The organism is Streptosporangium sp. NPDC002607, assembly GCF_053592655.1.
In genome coordinates, this window is sequence record NZ_JBSFWD010000110.1 from 1 (window position 1) to 13,471 (window position 13,471).

Below are 13,471 nucleotides of genomic sequence, written 5' to 3' on the forward strand. Positions count from 1 at the left end.
GATGCGGGCGCCGTCGTTGGTGGCCAGGTTGTAGACGTCCAGGGCCTTGCCGCTGGTCCGGTTGACCAGGACATACCAGGCGTTGGTGTCGATCGTCGCCGCGTTCGCGACGGGCGTGGCGAGCGTGAGCAGGGTGCCGACGAGTATGGCCGAGGTGACGGCGGCAAGCAGTATGCGCAGATGATTTCGCCTGGTAAAAGGCATACATCCCTCTTTGGAGACTTTTGTTAGCGTTAACATTTCGATCATGACGTCACCCCGACCAGTCGTCGGTACAGCGGAGGGTGAGCGAAAAGTCCGCCTTGGACACGCGTTCGAGATGAGGGGGGCATCCAACGCTCCTTGGCCACGTCTGAGAGGTAGCGGCCGCTAAAATCTGTTATCGCTAACATTCGAGACTCCAGATCTCCATGGCCTGCTCCCGTGGATGTGTTGTCGGGGAGTACATCCGACTGTCCGATCCAGGTCAACGAGTCACAACCCTCGCTGACCTGGGCATTGCCACTGACACGTTTCCCGGCCTGGGCATTCGTCCGGTGGGAGATCACGTCGAGCTGTCCGCGCATGTGAAAGTTTCATAGAAGTTACCAGTTCGCAACCGTAGAATTCTGACCGAATCCAGCTAACTTCCTCGACAGATCCTGATGGATGACCCGGGATGCCCGAGCCGATCGGCGGAAATTTTCCGGCTGACTTCCGATACTTATCGGATCAACGATCGTTCCAAGCGTCTGGCGAAGCGAGCTGAAAGGGGGAGGAACAGCGGAAACGGCCATGACGAGAGACCGAAAGCCGCCCGGATACACTCCCGATATGACCTCGACCGAGGAATCCCCCCACGCCGGCTCGGCCCCCTCCGAACCACCGACCCTCTCTCAGCTCGCCGAGCTGGCCGGAGTCTCCATGGCCACCGTCTCAAAGGTCGTCAACGGCCGCTCGGAGGTCGGCCCGGAGACCCGCGCCCTGGTCGAGGGCCTCATCCGAGAGCACGGTTACCGCAGACAACGCCGCCGCATCAAACCGGCGGGCCTCATCGAGGTCGTCTTTCACGAGCTGGCGGGCGACTATCCGATAGAGATCGTCAAGGGTGTCCAGCAGGTCGCCCGGCGGCATGGCATGAGCGTGGTGATCTCCGAGCTCGGCGGTCGGCATACTCCGGGGCATCGGTGGATCGAGGACGTGCTCAGCCGTCGCCCCACCGGTGTCATCACGGTGTTTTCGGGTCCCACGGATGACCAGCGCGTGCGGCTGGCCACTCGCGAGGTTCCCTTGGTCGTGTTGGATCCCGCCGGGGATCCTGGCCGCGGCGTACCTTCGGTGGGGGCCACCAACTGGAGCGGTGGCCTGGAAGCCACCCGTCATCTTCTCGAACTCGGTCACCGCCGAATCGCGATGATCACGGGGCCTGAATACGCGCTCTCCGGCCGGGCACGCCTGGACGGTTACCGTGCCGCCCTTGATGCCGCCGGCGTGCCGGTCGACCCCGACCTGATCTGCCAGGGGGCGTTTCAGATCGAGGACGGCCTGGCCCACACCCGCCGACTGATGAAATTGCCTGAGCCACCTACTGCGATCTTCGCGTCCAACGACGGCCAGGCCATCGGCGTCTACCATGCTGCCCACGAGCTGCGGCTACGCATCCCGGACGACCTGAGTGTGATCGGCTTCGACGACATGCCCCCCTGTCGCTGGGCCATCCCGCCGCTCACCACGATCCGCCAGCCCCTGATCGAGATGGGCGCCACGGCCGCCACCATGCTGATCAGCCTGGCTGAGGGGGAGTCGCTTCAGCAGAGGCGAGTGGAGCTGGGCACCGAGCTCGTGATCCGCGAGAGCACGGCTGCCTTTCAGGGGAAGCCGAAAATGCCTGTGGATCTTACGTAAGTTTCTGTGGCATGAACGATTGACGAGGCCGTAACGTAACCCGGCGTTGCCGGCAGAGTTGTCAACGCAAATGCCCATCTCTCGCTGATCGTTGCTGTTCGCCGGTGCCTGAGGAACCGGTGACCCGGCTTGGCGTCCGAGCATGAAAGGCCGGTGTCGCGGCGGTCGTCGCCCCGCACCAACGCGAGCGACGCGCCGCCGAGCCGGGCGACCTCGTCAGGGGGAAACGGCTGTGGGGAACATCGGTACAGTCGTTGGCGCTGAGAACGATCATGGTCCGGCTGTAGCCGGAAGGGCGTTGACACGGTTCTCGTATTCGCGGCGGGCCTTGCGCTGTGCCGGGATCGCCGGGGTGCCCTGGGTGCCGCGCACGAGGCGGAACATCTCGGAGATATGCACGATGTCGCCGGGCCGCGCGTACGCCGGCAGCTCGCCGAACTTCGGCCGCTGGAGCGGGTGGATCCGCGAAGCCGATGCAGGAGCTCCGGCTGAGCCCGACCGCACGGTCCCAGCTCCGGTAAATACGTTGCGGGGTCCGAAACGGGCGGGGCATGCTGGGTCGATCGAGCGGCGGAGAGCGCTGCCTGGACTAAGGAGGGCTGACGGATGGCCATCACTGCGCTGCGGCATGTCCGCATCAGTCCCACCTCTTTGTTCAGGAGCACACCCGTTGTCTTCCGAGTACGAACTCTCTGACACCTACTCCGACCTCGACTCCCGCCGGTCCGAATTCACCGGTGACGAGTCCCGACCAGATCCGGCCGCAGCCTTCGTCTTCAAGTTCCATTCGGTCGACGAGGAGCTGGGCCCGGATCAGCGGTGGTCCACCTGGCTGGAGGTCGAGCGCGGTTCTCGCGGCCCGGAACCACGCCCCTCGTGGGTTGTGACGGAACAGGCTGCGATCGACACCGAGCTTGGCGTCCTCAAAACCGGCAAGGAAGCCGACGTCTTCCTGCTCGAACGGGCCGTCGAAGCCATCGGCGACAACCCGGCGAAGTCCTCGCTGCTGGCCGCGAAACGGTACCGCACCGAGGAGCACCGGTCCTTCCACCGCAGTACGTCGTACGTCGAAGGCCGCCGTACCCGCAACAGCCGCGACAGCCGGGCGATGGCGAAGAAGACCTCGCACGGCCGTAGTGTCGCGGCCGGTCAGTGGGCATACGCCGAATGGGACGCCCTCAACCGGTTGTGGAAGGCCGGCGTCCCGGTGCCGTATCCCGTGCAGGTGGACGGCACCGAGCTGCTGATGGAATTCGTCGACGACGGCGAGGGCGGTGCCGCGCCCCGGCTCGCCCAGGTCCGGCCGTCGAAGGAGCTGCTCGGTGTGTACTTCGAGCAGCTCCGCAACGGCATGCGTGAACTGGCCCGCGCGGGGCTCGCGCACGGCGACCTTTCGCCGTACAACGTCCTCGCGCAGGCCGAGCGGATCGTGATGATCGACCTGCCCCAGGTCGTCGACATCGTCGGCAACCCGAAGGGCATGGACTTCCTGATGCGCGACTGCCACAACATGGCCACGTGGTTCACGAACCGCGGGCTCGAGATCGACGAACAGGAGCTGTTCGCCGACCTGCTCACGATGGTGTTCTGATCGCATTCTGCACGACAACACACTCGGACACCGACAGGTCTATCCGGAACCTACATCAGAAACTCCACCGGCACGACCGGACCTTAGCCAGACCCAGGGACCGCCCGACGGGGTTTCGCCGAACCCCAACGAACGAGCGGATCATGCACTAAACGGCCCTCCACTCGGGAAGCTGCGATGAGACCCCGAGTAGCTCTGCGTAGAGTTCCGATCTCGTCACGCTGCGATCACGTCACAGGCCCGAAGCTCTTAACTACACGGCCTTGGCCTTTAGGCGAGTGGCTCCGTGGCATCCGGCCACGGAGCCTCCGCAAAAACCCGTTGGCGGACCACGGCGACCACTGCTAGCTTTCCGGAGGCCGTGCAAAAGAACGAGGAGGTGGTACCCGTGAACGCAGTATCGACATGGGTGCTCCCCTCTGGGGTCACGGTCGGACGATAGGTCGTCCGGGAGCGCCGTTCAAGAGCACTCCCGAAAGGCACGACCATGCAATTCACTTCCGAACAGCGCCTCGACGACGGCGTCCTCGAACGCGAATTCACCCTCGGCGAGGTCCCCGGCATCCTGTGGACGCCCGCATCCGCATCCGCACCGGCGCCGCTGATCCTGGTCGGCCACCCCGGCGGGCTGCACAAGATGCACCCCCGACTGGCGGCCCGGGCCCGGCACTACGCGACGGAGTACGGCTTCGCCGCAGCCGCCATCGAGCTCCCCGGGGGCGGTGACCGGCCCCGTTTGGCCGCCGCCGAGCAGGCCCGCGCCGACCTGCTGCGGGCGCTGGAGACCGGCGAGCCGGTCGACGGGATCGTCGACCGGCTCGTCCTCCCGCTGGTCGAAAGGGCGGTCCCGGAATGGCAGGCGACCCTGGACGCCCTTCTTTCGCTGCCCGAGATCGGCGGCCCGGTCGGGTACGAGGGAGGGGTGATCGCCATCGGTATCCGGCTGGCGGTGGTTGAGCCGCGCATCTCGGCCGCCCTTCTGTTCGCCGGGAGTTTCGTGCCCGGCACCCTGTTCGAGGAGGCCCGCCAGGTCACCATTCCGCTGCAGGTCCTGCTGCAGTGGGACGACGAAGGGAACGACCGGCAGCTGGCCCTGGACCTGTTCGACGCCTTCGGCTCCAAGGAGAAGACGCTGCACGCCAATCTCGGCGGCCATACCGGCGTCCCGTCGTTCGAGATCGATGCCGGAGCCCGGTTCTTCGCCCGGCACCTGAGCTAGCCGCCGGCCGGCCCCGCCGTCAGGCCAGTAGGCGGTAGGCGATGCCGGCCAGGATGTCGCTCATCGAGGACAGGTCCCGGCCCTCCTGAATGGCGGTGGCCAGCAGATACACGACCGCCCCGATCGCGGCGGTACCGGCCATCGGCGGTACCGGCCGGTCGGGGCGGCGCCCGGCCACCAGCGCCTCCATCAGCTGGGCCCACGCCGTGAGGCACTCAGCCCGTACCTTGCGGCGACCGACTCGACCACCAGCGCCCAGGCCGGGCCGGGGTTGGCGGCCGGCAGGTCGGGCTCCACCCTCGGTTCGAAGGCCGGCAACGCGCCGATCAGGTCGGCGTCGTCGGAGGCCAGGGTCTGGAGCACCTCATCAGGGAAGGTTCGGATGAGATCCGTGCGCGAACCGCACGGTGATGGACAAGCCGCCTTGGGGGCGTGCGCTGGCGGTGAGGGTGGCGTGGTGAGCTTGCGTGACGGCATTGACGATGGCGAGGCCGATGCCGTAGCCGTCGTGGCGGCCGTGACGATCAGGCGCCAGTTTCTGGAAGGCTTGAAAGAGACGCTGGATCTGGTTGTCGGGGATGACTGGCCCGCTGTTGGTGACCGTAAGGGCCGTCTGCGTGCCGGAGGTCTGTGTGGCGACCGTTACGTGCCCGTCTTCGTGATTGTGGCGGATGGCGTTGTCGATGAGGTTGGCGACGAGGCTTTCGATCAGTCTCGGGTCCCCGGCCGTCACTGCGGGCGTCAGGTGTTCGGTTAGGTCGATGCCTCTCTCCATTGCCTGGTCGCGGCGGGAGGCGATCACTCCTTCGACGACGTGGGCGAGGTCGAGGGTGTCCCAGCGGGTGACGCCGCGCTCGCTGGTGGCCAGAGCGAGCAGTGCCCGGACGAGCCGCTCCTGGTGTTCGCCAAGAGCGAGGGCGTCCTGGCAGGCCGAGCGCAGGGTGTCGGTGTCGGCGTCGGGGTCGGCGAGAGCGACTTCAAGAAGGGTGCGCAGGCCGGCGAGAGGGGTGCGCAGCTCGTGGGAGGCGTTGGCGACGAAGTGGCGTTGGGCGTCGAAGGAGGCTTGCAGGCGGGCGAACAGGTCGTCGAGGGTGTGGCCGAGTTCGGTCAGCTCGTCCGTGGGCTCGCCGAGGTCAAGGCGCTGGTGAAGGTTTCCGGCGGAGATGATTTTGGCGGTGGCGGTGATGGCGCGCAGCGGGTGCAGGAACCGGCCGGCGACGTACCAGCCGAGAGCCAGGGCGATGGGAATCAGGAGGACCAGGGCGACGGCGGATCCCGTGAGGAGTTGGGGCAGGCCGATCCCGGGCCCGGTTTCGGTGATCGCACTCGATGAGGGGTGGTCTTTGGGGGTGGCCGCGTGGATGCTGGCAAGCGGGACGGCGACGAATACGACCACGAAGACCCCGGCGGCGTAGATGCCCGCCGCGTAGGCGAGCGCGAGCCGCGTCTGCAGGGACCTGCCGGCGAGCGTCCGGAGGGTCATGACGGTCCGATGCGGTAGCCGCCTTCGCGGATGGTCTCGATCACGGGCGGGGCACCGAGCTTGGCTCGTAACCGGTGCATGGTGTGCTTGACGGCGCTGCTGAAGGGGTCGGCGGCCTCGTCCCAGACGCGTTCGAGCAGTTCCTCGGCGGAGATGACCAGGCCGGGTACGGCGAGCAGGCATTCGAGCAGGGCGAACTCCCTGGGGCTCAGGTCAAGGCGCCGGCCGGCCCGGGACGCGATACGGCGGGCCGGATCGAGGGTGATGTCCCCGCATACCAGGGTGGGCGGTAGCGGCGGGGTGGCGCGGCGGGCCAGGGCACGGACGCGGGCGACCAGTTCGGCGAACGCGAACGGCTTGGGCAGGTAGTCGTCGGCGCCGAGGCTGAGCCCGTCGACGCGGTCCTCGATCGTGCCGGAGGCGGTGAGCATCAGTACGCGGGTCTGACAGCGGCCGTGGGCGAGTCGCCGGCAGATCTCGTCCCCGTGGACGCCGGGCAGGTCGCGGTCGAGGATCACCACGTCGTAGCGGGTGGCGGCCAGGCGGTCGAGGGCGGCGGTTCCATCCAGGACGACGTCGACGGCCATGCCCTCGCGGCGCAGCCCGGTTCCGATGGAGCGGGCGAGGATCTCGAAGTCCTCGACGACGAGGACCCTCACCGCCACTCACCGCCGGTCGTCGTGCGGGCGGGGCGGCCGAACCGGCCGCCGGGTCGAGGTGCCATGGGTCAACGGTGCCAGATCCCAGGTTCCAGCCGGGTCGCAGCGGCTGCGACCCGGCTGGAACCGGGTGCCGCGTACAACCGTCGGCATGAGTTCATTCACGCCTTACCGATCCAGCCGGCGGGCCGGGCAGGACCGTTTCCCTCAGTTGCTGCGCGCGGAGTGGACCAAGTTCCGCTCCGCGTGGGGCTGGGTGCTCACCATGGCGGCCTCCGTGCTGGTCACCGTGTCGCTCGGCCTGCTGATCGCCGGGGGCGCCCGCAGCACCTGCGTGACCTGGAAGGGCGAGGGCCCCTGCCCCGCGCCTTTGGTGGGACCCGATGGCACGGCGGTGAAGGACAAGTACTACTTCGTGCACCAGCCGCTCAAGGGGAACGGCAGCATCACCGCCCGCGTGTCGGACATGACCGGGCAGATGCGGCTGCCGGACGTCGTACCCGGGGTGCGCAACGTCAAGGAGGGGGTGGTGCCCTGGGCGAAGGCCGGGCTCCTGGTCAGGCAGAGCCTCACGCAGGGCACGCCGTACGCCGCCGTCATGATCACCGGCAGCCACGGCGTGAGGATGCAGCACAACTTCACCCACGACGTGGCCGGTGGTCCTGTGCAGGGGCCACAGTGGCTGCGGCTGACCAGGTCGGGCGACACTCTCACCGGCTACGAGTCAGGCGACGGAAAGACGTGGACCGAGGTCGGCACGGTCAAGCTGACCGGGCTGCCGGAGACGGTCGAGATCGGGCTGTTCGCCACCTCGCCAGGCGCCTTGTGGGAGATGGCGAAAGCCTTCGCCCAGGCCACCGCCACCTTCGACCAGATCGAACTGCAGGGCGCGAACGGTTCGTGGCGGCGTGACGACGTCGGCGTCTCCTTGGGGCCCGACGGCAAGACCCCGCATCACCCGGGCGGGGTCGTCGAGTCCGGTGACAAGCTCCTCGTGACCGGGGGCGGTGACATCGGGCCCGCCACGGTGGAGGGCGGTCTGCGCGCTGACCTCATGCTGATCGGCGGGGCTGTGGGGCTGATCCTGGTGCTCGTGGTGGCGGTCTCGTTCTTCACGGCGGAACACCGGCGGGGGCTGATCGGGGCCGGCCTGCCGGCCGAGCCGCATCCAGCGTGGCTGCTGGCGGCCAAGGCCATGGTGATCGGCGCGGTCGCGTTCGTGACGGGGCTGGTGACCTCGGGGGTCGTGGTCCCTGTCGGCCTGGCGATGTTGCGTGCCAATCAGAACCCGATTCAGCCGATCACCCTGGGTACCGAGCTGCGGGTGATCGTCGGCTACGCGGCGCTGACCGCGGCCGCCGCCGTGCTGGCTCTGGGCCTGGCCGCGCTGGTCAAGCGGGGCATCGTCGCCATCGGGCTGGCCATCGCGCTGGTCGTCGTGCCCTACCTGCTGGCGACCGCGGGTCTGGTGCCATGGCTGCTGATGATCACCCCTGCCGCCGGGTTCGCGATCACGCAGAGCGTCCCCACGTTCGCGCATGTGGACGTGGACCAGTCACTGCTCGGGGGCTATTACCCGCTCCCGCCATGGGGAGGTTTGACCGTGACCTGCGGATATGCCGCCCTCGCCCTCGGGGTGGCGATGGCCGTGCACCGTAGGAAAGCGCCACGTTAGGTCCCGCTCCCTCAAAGGTGCAGAACCCGCTCGGCGCGTTCGGCGGTAGCACCCCGGGATACGGCTCAGACAATGCCGGAAACATGCCCGAACCTTGAGGTCCGCCGAACCGCCTTTGGGCCCTTACGCCGACAGTGCAAGCACCTCGGGCATCCGTGCAGGCTGCTTCGGAAATCGACACCCCTGATGCTCCGCCTCAGGTACGTGGCAACGGTCTCTTATCCAGTACATGGTGCCGACCTGCGGGTTCACCGCGATGGCAGCCGCACGAACCGGGTGCGTCATCCGGTACATCGAGATCGGATGTGAGTTTCGGGCGTATGCGGGCTAGACCCCTTTGATGCGTTTCATGGTGATGTGGGAGTCGACCCGGGAGACCCCGGGCAGCGGCAGGATCTGCCGGCTGAGGAACTCCTCGTAGACGATCGGGTCGGCGACCGCCACCCTGATGTAGTAGTCCGGGCGGCCGAACATGCGCCGGAACTCCACGACCTCCTCCAGCGCCGCGACCCGGGATTCGAAGTCCTCCACGGTCTGCAGGTCGTTGACCGCGATCTCCACCGAGATGACCACTTCCAGGGAACGGCCCAGGGCCGCTGGGGAGATCTGCGCCCGGTACCCGGCGATCACCCCGGCGTCCTCCAGGCGCTTGACCCGGCGCAGGCACGGCGGGGGTGTCAGCCCCACCCGGCCGGCCAGCTCCACGTTCGACAACCGGCCGTCCCGAGCAAGGTGAAATAATATTTCACGATCAATGTGATCAAGACTAATGATATTGCTCATACGCTTTACTCCTGATAATTTTTGAAACCATATTATGCACTATACGCACTAAAATTGCTTCCATGAGTGCAATGCGAGCGAGGGGCGGGTCGCGGGACTTCGCGGCGGCAGCGGCCGACACCGCCTCGGTGGGGCTCAGCCTGTTCCCCCTCGGGATCAGCTTCGGCGTCCTGGTGGTGCACACCGGGCTGAGCTGGTGGTGGGCCACGGTGTTCACCGCCGTGATCTACGCCGGGTCGCTGGAGTTCCTGCTGCTGGGCTTGGTCGCCTCGGTGACACCGCTGGGGCAGATCGCGGTGACTGCGCTGCTGGTGAACCTCCGGCACGTCTTCTACGCCCTGTCCTTCCCGCTGTCGCAGGTCCGGCCGCTCGGCCGCATCTACGCCACCTTCGCGCTCACCGACGAGGCCTACGCCCTGACCGCCGGCGATCGCGCCCGCTCCTGGAACAGCGCCCGCATCCTGTGGATGCAGGTGCTGTGCCAGGGCTACTGGGTCGGTGGAGCCACCCTTGGCGCGCTCGCCGGATCCCTGATCCCGCTCACCCTGCACGGCCTGGACTTCGCCCTGACCGCCCTGTTCGTGGTCTTGACGATCGACGCCTGGCGCGCTCGGCGGGACCTGCCCGCTCCCCTGCTGGCAGCGGCCGGCTTCGCCGTCGCCGCGCTCTTGACTCCCGGGCAGGTGCTGCCGGCCGCGATGGCCCTGTTCACCGCAGGCCTGCTGATCTCCGCTACGCCGTGGACCGCCACACCGCCTCCCGCGCGCCCGACGATCACGCCCGCCCCGTGCCCGCCGCGGCCGCCTCAGCCGGGGAAAGGTGAAAACCCGTGCCCAGTCCGCACTACCTGGCCGCCGCCGTGGCCGTCAGCGCCGCCGTCACCTGGGGTCTGCGCGCCCTGCCCTTCGCCGTCTTGACCCCGCTGCGCCGCTCGGCCTTCCTGGGCTACCTCGCCCTGCAGATGCCCACCGGCATCATGTTGATCCTCGCCCTGTACACCCTGCGCGAGGTCCGCCCCACCTGGTCGGCCGTCGTGCCCACCGCGGCGGCCCTGGCCACCGCGATCGGGCTGCACCTGAAAACCCGCAACGCCGTGATCAGCGTCCTGGGCGCGACCACCTTGCACGTGGTGCTGTCGACCCTCTGGCAGACCTGACGACCCATCGCGTGCATGAAGTTGCCCCGAAGCCGGCCGTCACTTTTGGCGGGGTCATGTGGGGAGCCTGCCGGACAGCCTCAGCCCCATCGGTCCTGGCGGTCATGCGCAGTTACGCGATCGGCGCGCTGCGGCTGCTCAACTTCACCGACATCGCCGGCCTCGCCGAGGGAACCCGCTGGGCCCGCGATGATTTCGGCAACCCGTTGATCGCTCTCGGTCTCACGATTTGAGAACGTCGTCAGCCCCGGGATCTATCTCGAAAGGCTCCGCATTACTGTTGCGCTAGATCGATATAGACGTGGCATTCTAGTACGTCTTTTTCTCTTGCATGAAATTTTAGCAGGAGGATAGCCAATATGGCCGACGTACGTGCCGAGGATCCAGGGAGGATTGGCGCTCACCGTCGAGAGCGATGCCTGTGTTTATCGATCCCGGGTGCGGGGATACTTGTCGTCGTAATCGCTCATTCCGGGCGAATCAACGAATCCGGGAGGCTGACATGAATGGATACCTACCGTATCGTGATTCCACTCCGACTACCCGCATTGGGGGCGTACGCGGCTGGCAGGCGGACATTCTTCGCGGCCAGTCGTAGCTGAATGAGCCGAGGTACTGCGGTGTCAAGACCGCAGTGCCTCGACCTAATTGCGGGCGGGGCGATGCATCGGGGGACGTTTGTGGCGCGATTGTCTTACCCTGCCGTTTGGCGCAGCGATGTGGTGGAGGATCTGTTCGGATTCCCGGTTTCCGATCCCTACCGATGGTTGGAAGACGGCAATGACGCGCGCGTGCGGGACTGGGCCGCGGCCCAGGATCGTCTCTTCCGCGAATATCGCGCCGGATGGCGTGAGAAGCAATCGTGGGCGTCCTTGGTGGATCAGATGTCATCCTTCGGCGTGTCCGAGCCTCCGATGGTGCGTGGTCCGGTCATGTTCCTTGCCGAGCAACTCCGTGGGGATGAGCAACGGCGCCTGCTCGTCGTTGACGCTGAGGGGAACAGGCGGGTGCTGGTCGATCCGGCAGAGATCGATCCGTCCGGCCATACCGGGCTGTATGCCTGGTGGCCATCGCGCGAGGGCGAACGTGTGGCTGTCCAAATGGAGGTCGCCGAGCAGCCCGGCAGCGACATCATGGTGCTGGACGTGCGTACCGGGGAGACGGTGGACGGGCCGTTGCCACGCGCCCGTAACACCTCGCTCGCCTGGCTGCCCGGAGGGGATGCGTTCTACTACGTCAGCCGTGTTCCCGATGAGGAACTGGCCTCCGGCGACATGCGTTTGCAGCGGCGGGTGAGGCTGCATCGGATCGGTTCGCCCTGGCGGACCGACGCGGTGGTGTTCGGCGGTGACGATGCCCCAGAGCACTATTACGGGCTCACGGTCAGCGCCGACGGCCATCATCTGGCGATCACTGCGATGGTCGGGCCCGCCTCGCACAACGATGTGTACGTGGCCGAGCTCACCGATCCGGAAGCCCCGCATTTCATCAGGATCGTGGATGGACGCACCATAGGCGCCCGTGTTCTCCCACGCTTCCTCGCGGACAACGATCTGCTGCTGGTCACCGACTACCAGGCCCCGTGTGGCCGCATCTGTACGGCGCACCGGCACGATACCGACCCGGCCGCATGGCGCGCGCTGGTGGCCGAAGATCCCCAAGCCCCCTTGGACGAGTGTCTGGTCCTGGACGGCCCGGCACTTCCGCAGCCCCTCCTGCTGGTGGCGCGCGCCCGCCACGGCACCTCCACCCTGACACTGCACGACCTGGCCAGTGGTCGGCTGCTCACCGATCTGCCCCTTCCCGGCGCGGGCGTCGTGTCATCCCTGCGCACGAACGTCCCACACGGGCATCACGCGTGGTTCAGCTACTGCGACGCGACCACACCCCCCACCATCTATCGCCACGACGCCGCCAGTGGGAAGACGGAACAAGAAACCGGCGCCGCGATAGCCGGACACACTCCAGGAATCCGCAGCCGCAGCGTGCGTTATCACGCCGACGACGGCACCGAGATCACGCTGCTCCTGTTTACCCCGGCTGAGGAGCATCAGGGCCCCCGCCCCACTCTCCTTTACGGCTACGGCAGCTTCGGCATGCCGATGCGCTCATGGTTCTTCCCCATGGCAGCCGCATGGGTCAGCGCCGGCGGCACCTACGCGGTCGCCTGTGTACGCGGAGGCGGCGAAGAAGGCCAACGCTGGCACGACGCCGGCCGTGGACCACACAAACACCGCGCGATCAGCGACTTCAACGACGCCGCGACCTGGCTCATCAACACCGGTCGGACCACCCGCGACCAACTGGCGATCTTTGGCCAATCCGCCGGCGGGCTACTGGTCACCGCCGCCGCCACCCAGCGACCGGACCTGTACGCCGCGGTCATCGCCGAAGGCCCGCTATGTGACATGGTGCGCTACGAACACTTCGGCCTGGGATGCACATGGACCGACGAATTCGGTACCGCCTCCCAACCCGAACAACTCCAATGGCTACTCACATACTCCCCGTACCACAACATCACGCCCGGAGCCCCCTATCCCGCGTTCCTCCTCACCGGCGCGGTAACCGATCTGCAGACCGGAGAGGCCCACGTCACCAAAATGTGCGCGGCCCTCCAACACGCCACCAGCAGTGACCGGCCGGTCCTCATGCGTCGAGAACCCGACACCGCCCACGCCGCCTCTCCCGCGAGCAAGGAACGCGCCCTGACCGCGGACATCCTGGCCTTCGCCGGAAAACACACCGGTCTGTCACCGAAAAAAACAACCATGCGTCCTCACGAGACTGCCGCAGAACCACACTGAGAACGGGGCCTGACCGTAACCACTGGAATCAGCCTCGATCTTTCATGATCTTCGTGCGGTCGGCTGAGGGTTGTTTTCGCTTTCCGGTCAGCGTGGGGCCCGGCTGTCGCGCCGGTCCCCACTGGCGAACGCCGGGCATCAGCGGACGGCTACACCCAACGGCCAAGGGCGTCGATCGTCGTTTCCGGTGAGGTGTTGAAGCAGAACCGGATTC

Annotated in this window: 14 protein-coding genes and 1 pseudogene; 8 read left to right on the top strand and 7 right to left on the bottom strand. The window is 67.0% G+C overall.

From position 1 onward, the window contains the following. Nucleotides 1–204, bottom strand: a pseudogene (locus ACWD3H_RS46610) (RICIN domain-containing protein); the annotation flags it as partial. 609 nt (nucleotides 205–813) lie between these two features. On the opposite strand from ACWD3H_RS46610, the gene ACWD3H_RS46615 reads away from it, so the two are divergent. Beyond that, on the top strand, nucleotides 814–1,884 hold the full coding sequence (locus tag ACWD3H_RS46615) for a LacI family DNA-binding transcriptional regulator (RefSeq protein ID WP_451959643.1): 1,071 nt from the start codon (nucleotides 814–816) through the stop codon (nucleotides 1,882–1,884). A gap of 270 nt (nucleotides 1,885–2,154) precedes the next feature. Here ACWD3H_RS46615 and ACWD3H_RS46620 read toward each other — a convergent pair whose 3' ends face one another. Beyond that, nucleotides 2,155–2,388: a hypothetical protein gene (locus ACWD3H_RS46620; protein ID WP_451959644.1), complete on the bottom strand. Its 234-nt coding sequence runs from the start codon at nucleotides 2,386–2,388 to the stop codon at nucleotides 2,155–2,157. A gap of 166 nt (nucleotides 2,389–2,554) precedes the next feature. Here ACWD3H_RS46620 and ACWD3H_RS46625 point away from each other — a divergent pair, with 166 nt between their 5' ends. Both ACWD3H_RS46625 and ACWD3H_RS46630 read left to right on the top strand, forming a co-directional pair. Next, nucleotides 2,555–3,475 (top strand): serine protein kinase RIO, encoded by a 921-nt coding sequence (locus ACWD3H_RS46625; protein ID WP_451959645.1) that lies wholly within the window; start codon nucleotides 2,555–2,557, stop codon nucleotides 3,473–3,475. 487 nt (nucleotides 3,476–3,962) lie between these two features. Further along, the gene (locus ACWD3H_RS46630; protein ID WP_451959646.1) at nucleotides 3,963–4,694 is read left to right on the top strand and encodes an alpha/beta hydrolase; all 732 of its coding nucleotides are present in this window, start codon (nucleotides 3,963–3,965) and stop codon (nucleotides 4,692–4,694) included. A gap of 19 nt (nucleotides 4,695–4,713) precedes the next feature. Here ACWD3H_RS46630 and ACWD3H_RS46635 read toward each other — a convergent pair whose 3' ends face one another. The 4 genes from ACWD3H_RS46635 to ACWD3H_RS46650 are packed head-to-tail and all read right to left on the bottom strand — an operon-like array spanning nucleotide 4,714 to nucleotide 6,836. Next, nucleotides 4,714–4,872: a hypothetical protein gene (locus ACWD3H_RS46635; RefSeq protein WP_451959647.1), complete on the bottom strand. Its 159-nt coding sequence runs from the start codon at nucleotides 4,870–4,872 to the stop codon at nucleotides 4,714–4,716. Between the two features lie 11 nt (nucleotides 4,873–4,883). Then, entirely contained in the window at nucleotides 4,884–5,057 is a 174-nt protein-coding gene (locus ACWD3H_RS46640; RefSeq protein ID WP_451959648.1) for a hypothetical protein, read from the bottom strand. 4 nt (nucleotides 5,058–5,061) lie between these two features. Further along, entirely contained in the window at nucleotides 5,062–6,177 is a 1,116-nt protein-coding gene (locus tag ACWD3H_RS46645; protein WP_451959649.1) for a sensor histidine kinase, read from the bottom strand. Next, nucleotides 6,174–6,836 carry a response regulator transcription factor gene (locus ACWD3H_RS46650; RefSeq protein ID WP_451959650.1) on the bottom strand — a complete coding sequence of 221 codons (663 nt, stop codon included), beginning with the start codon at nucleotides 6,834–6,836 and terminating at the stop codon, nucleotides 6,174–6,176. The genes ACWD3H_RS46645 and ACWD3H_RS46650 overlap by 4 nt, the downstream gene beginning before the upstream one ends. Before the next feature lie 151 nt (nucleotides 6,837–6,987). On the opposite strand from ACWD3H_RS46650, the gene ACWD3H_RS46655 reads away from it, so the two are divergent. Then, nucleotides 6,988–8,511 carry a hypothetical protein gene (locus ACWD3H_RS46655; protein ID WP_451959651.1) on the top strand — a complete coding sequence of 508 codons (1,524 nt, stop codon included), beginning with the start codon at nucleotides 6,988–6,990 and terminating at the stop codon, nucleotides 8,509–8,511. Nucleotides 8,512–8,838: 327 nt separating this feature from the next. Here the strand turns inward: ACWD3H_RS46655 and ACWD3H_RS46660 are convergent, their stop codons facing one another. Beyond that, nucleotides 8,839–9,294 carry an Lrp/AsnC family transcriptional regulator gene (locus ACWD3H_RS46660; RefSeq protein WP_451959652.1) on the bottom strand — a complete coding sequence of 152 codons (456 nt, stop codon included), beginning with the start codon at nucleotides 9,292–9,294 and terminating at the stop codon, nucleotides 8,839–8,841. A gap of 62 nt (nucleotides 9,295–9,356) precedes the next feature. Here ACWD3H_RS46660 and ACWD3H_RS46665 point away from each other — a divergent pair, with 62 nt between their 5' ends. From ACWD3H_RS46665 to ACWD3H_RS46680, 4 genes are all read left to right on the top strand, one after another. After that, nucleotides 9,357–10,211: an AzlC family ABC transporter permease gene (locus ACWD3H_RS46665; RefSeq protein ID WP_451959653.1), complete on the top strand. Its 855-nt coding sequence runs from the start codon at nucleotides 9,357–9,359 to the stop codon at nucleotides 10,209–10,211. Beyond that, nucleotides 10,124–10,450 carry a branched-chain amino acid transporter permease gene (locus ACWD3H_RS46670; RefSeq protein ID WP_451959654.1) on the top strand — a complete coding sequence of 109 codons (327 nt, stop codon included), beginning with the start codon at nucleotides 10,124–10,126 and terminating at the stop codon, nucleotides 10,448–10,450. Before ACWD3H_RS46665 ends, ACWD3H_RS46670 begins: the two co-directional genes overlap by 88 nt. A 104-nt stretch (nucleotides 10,451–10,554) precedes the next feature. Then, a complete protein-coding gene (locus ACWD3H_RS46675; RefSeq protein ID WP_451959655.1) occupies nucleotides 10,555–10,683 on the top strand; it encodes a hypothetical protein in 129 nt (42 codons plus the stop codon). A 489-nt stretch (nucleotides 10,684–11,172) separates the two neighbouring features. After that, the gene (locus ACWD3H_RS46680; protein ID WP_451959656.1) at nucleotides 11,173–13,257 is read left to right on the top strand and encodes a prolyl oligopeptidase family serine peptidase; all 2,085 of its coding nucleotides are present in this window, start codon (nucleotides 11,173–11,175) and stop codon (nucleotides 13,255–13,257) included. Nucleotides 13,258–13,471 lie beyond the last annotated feature (214 nt).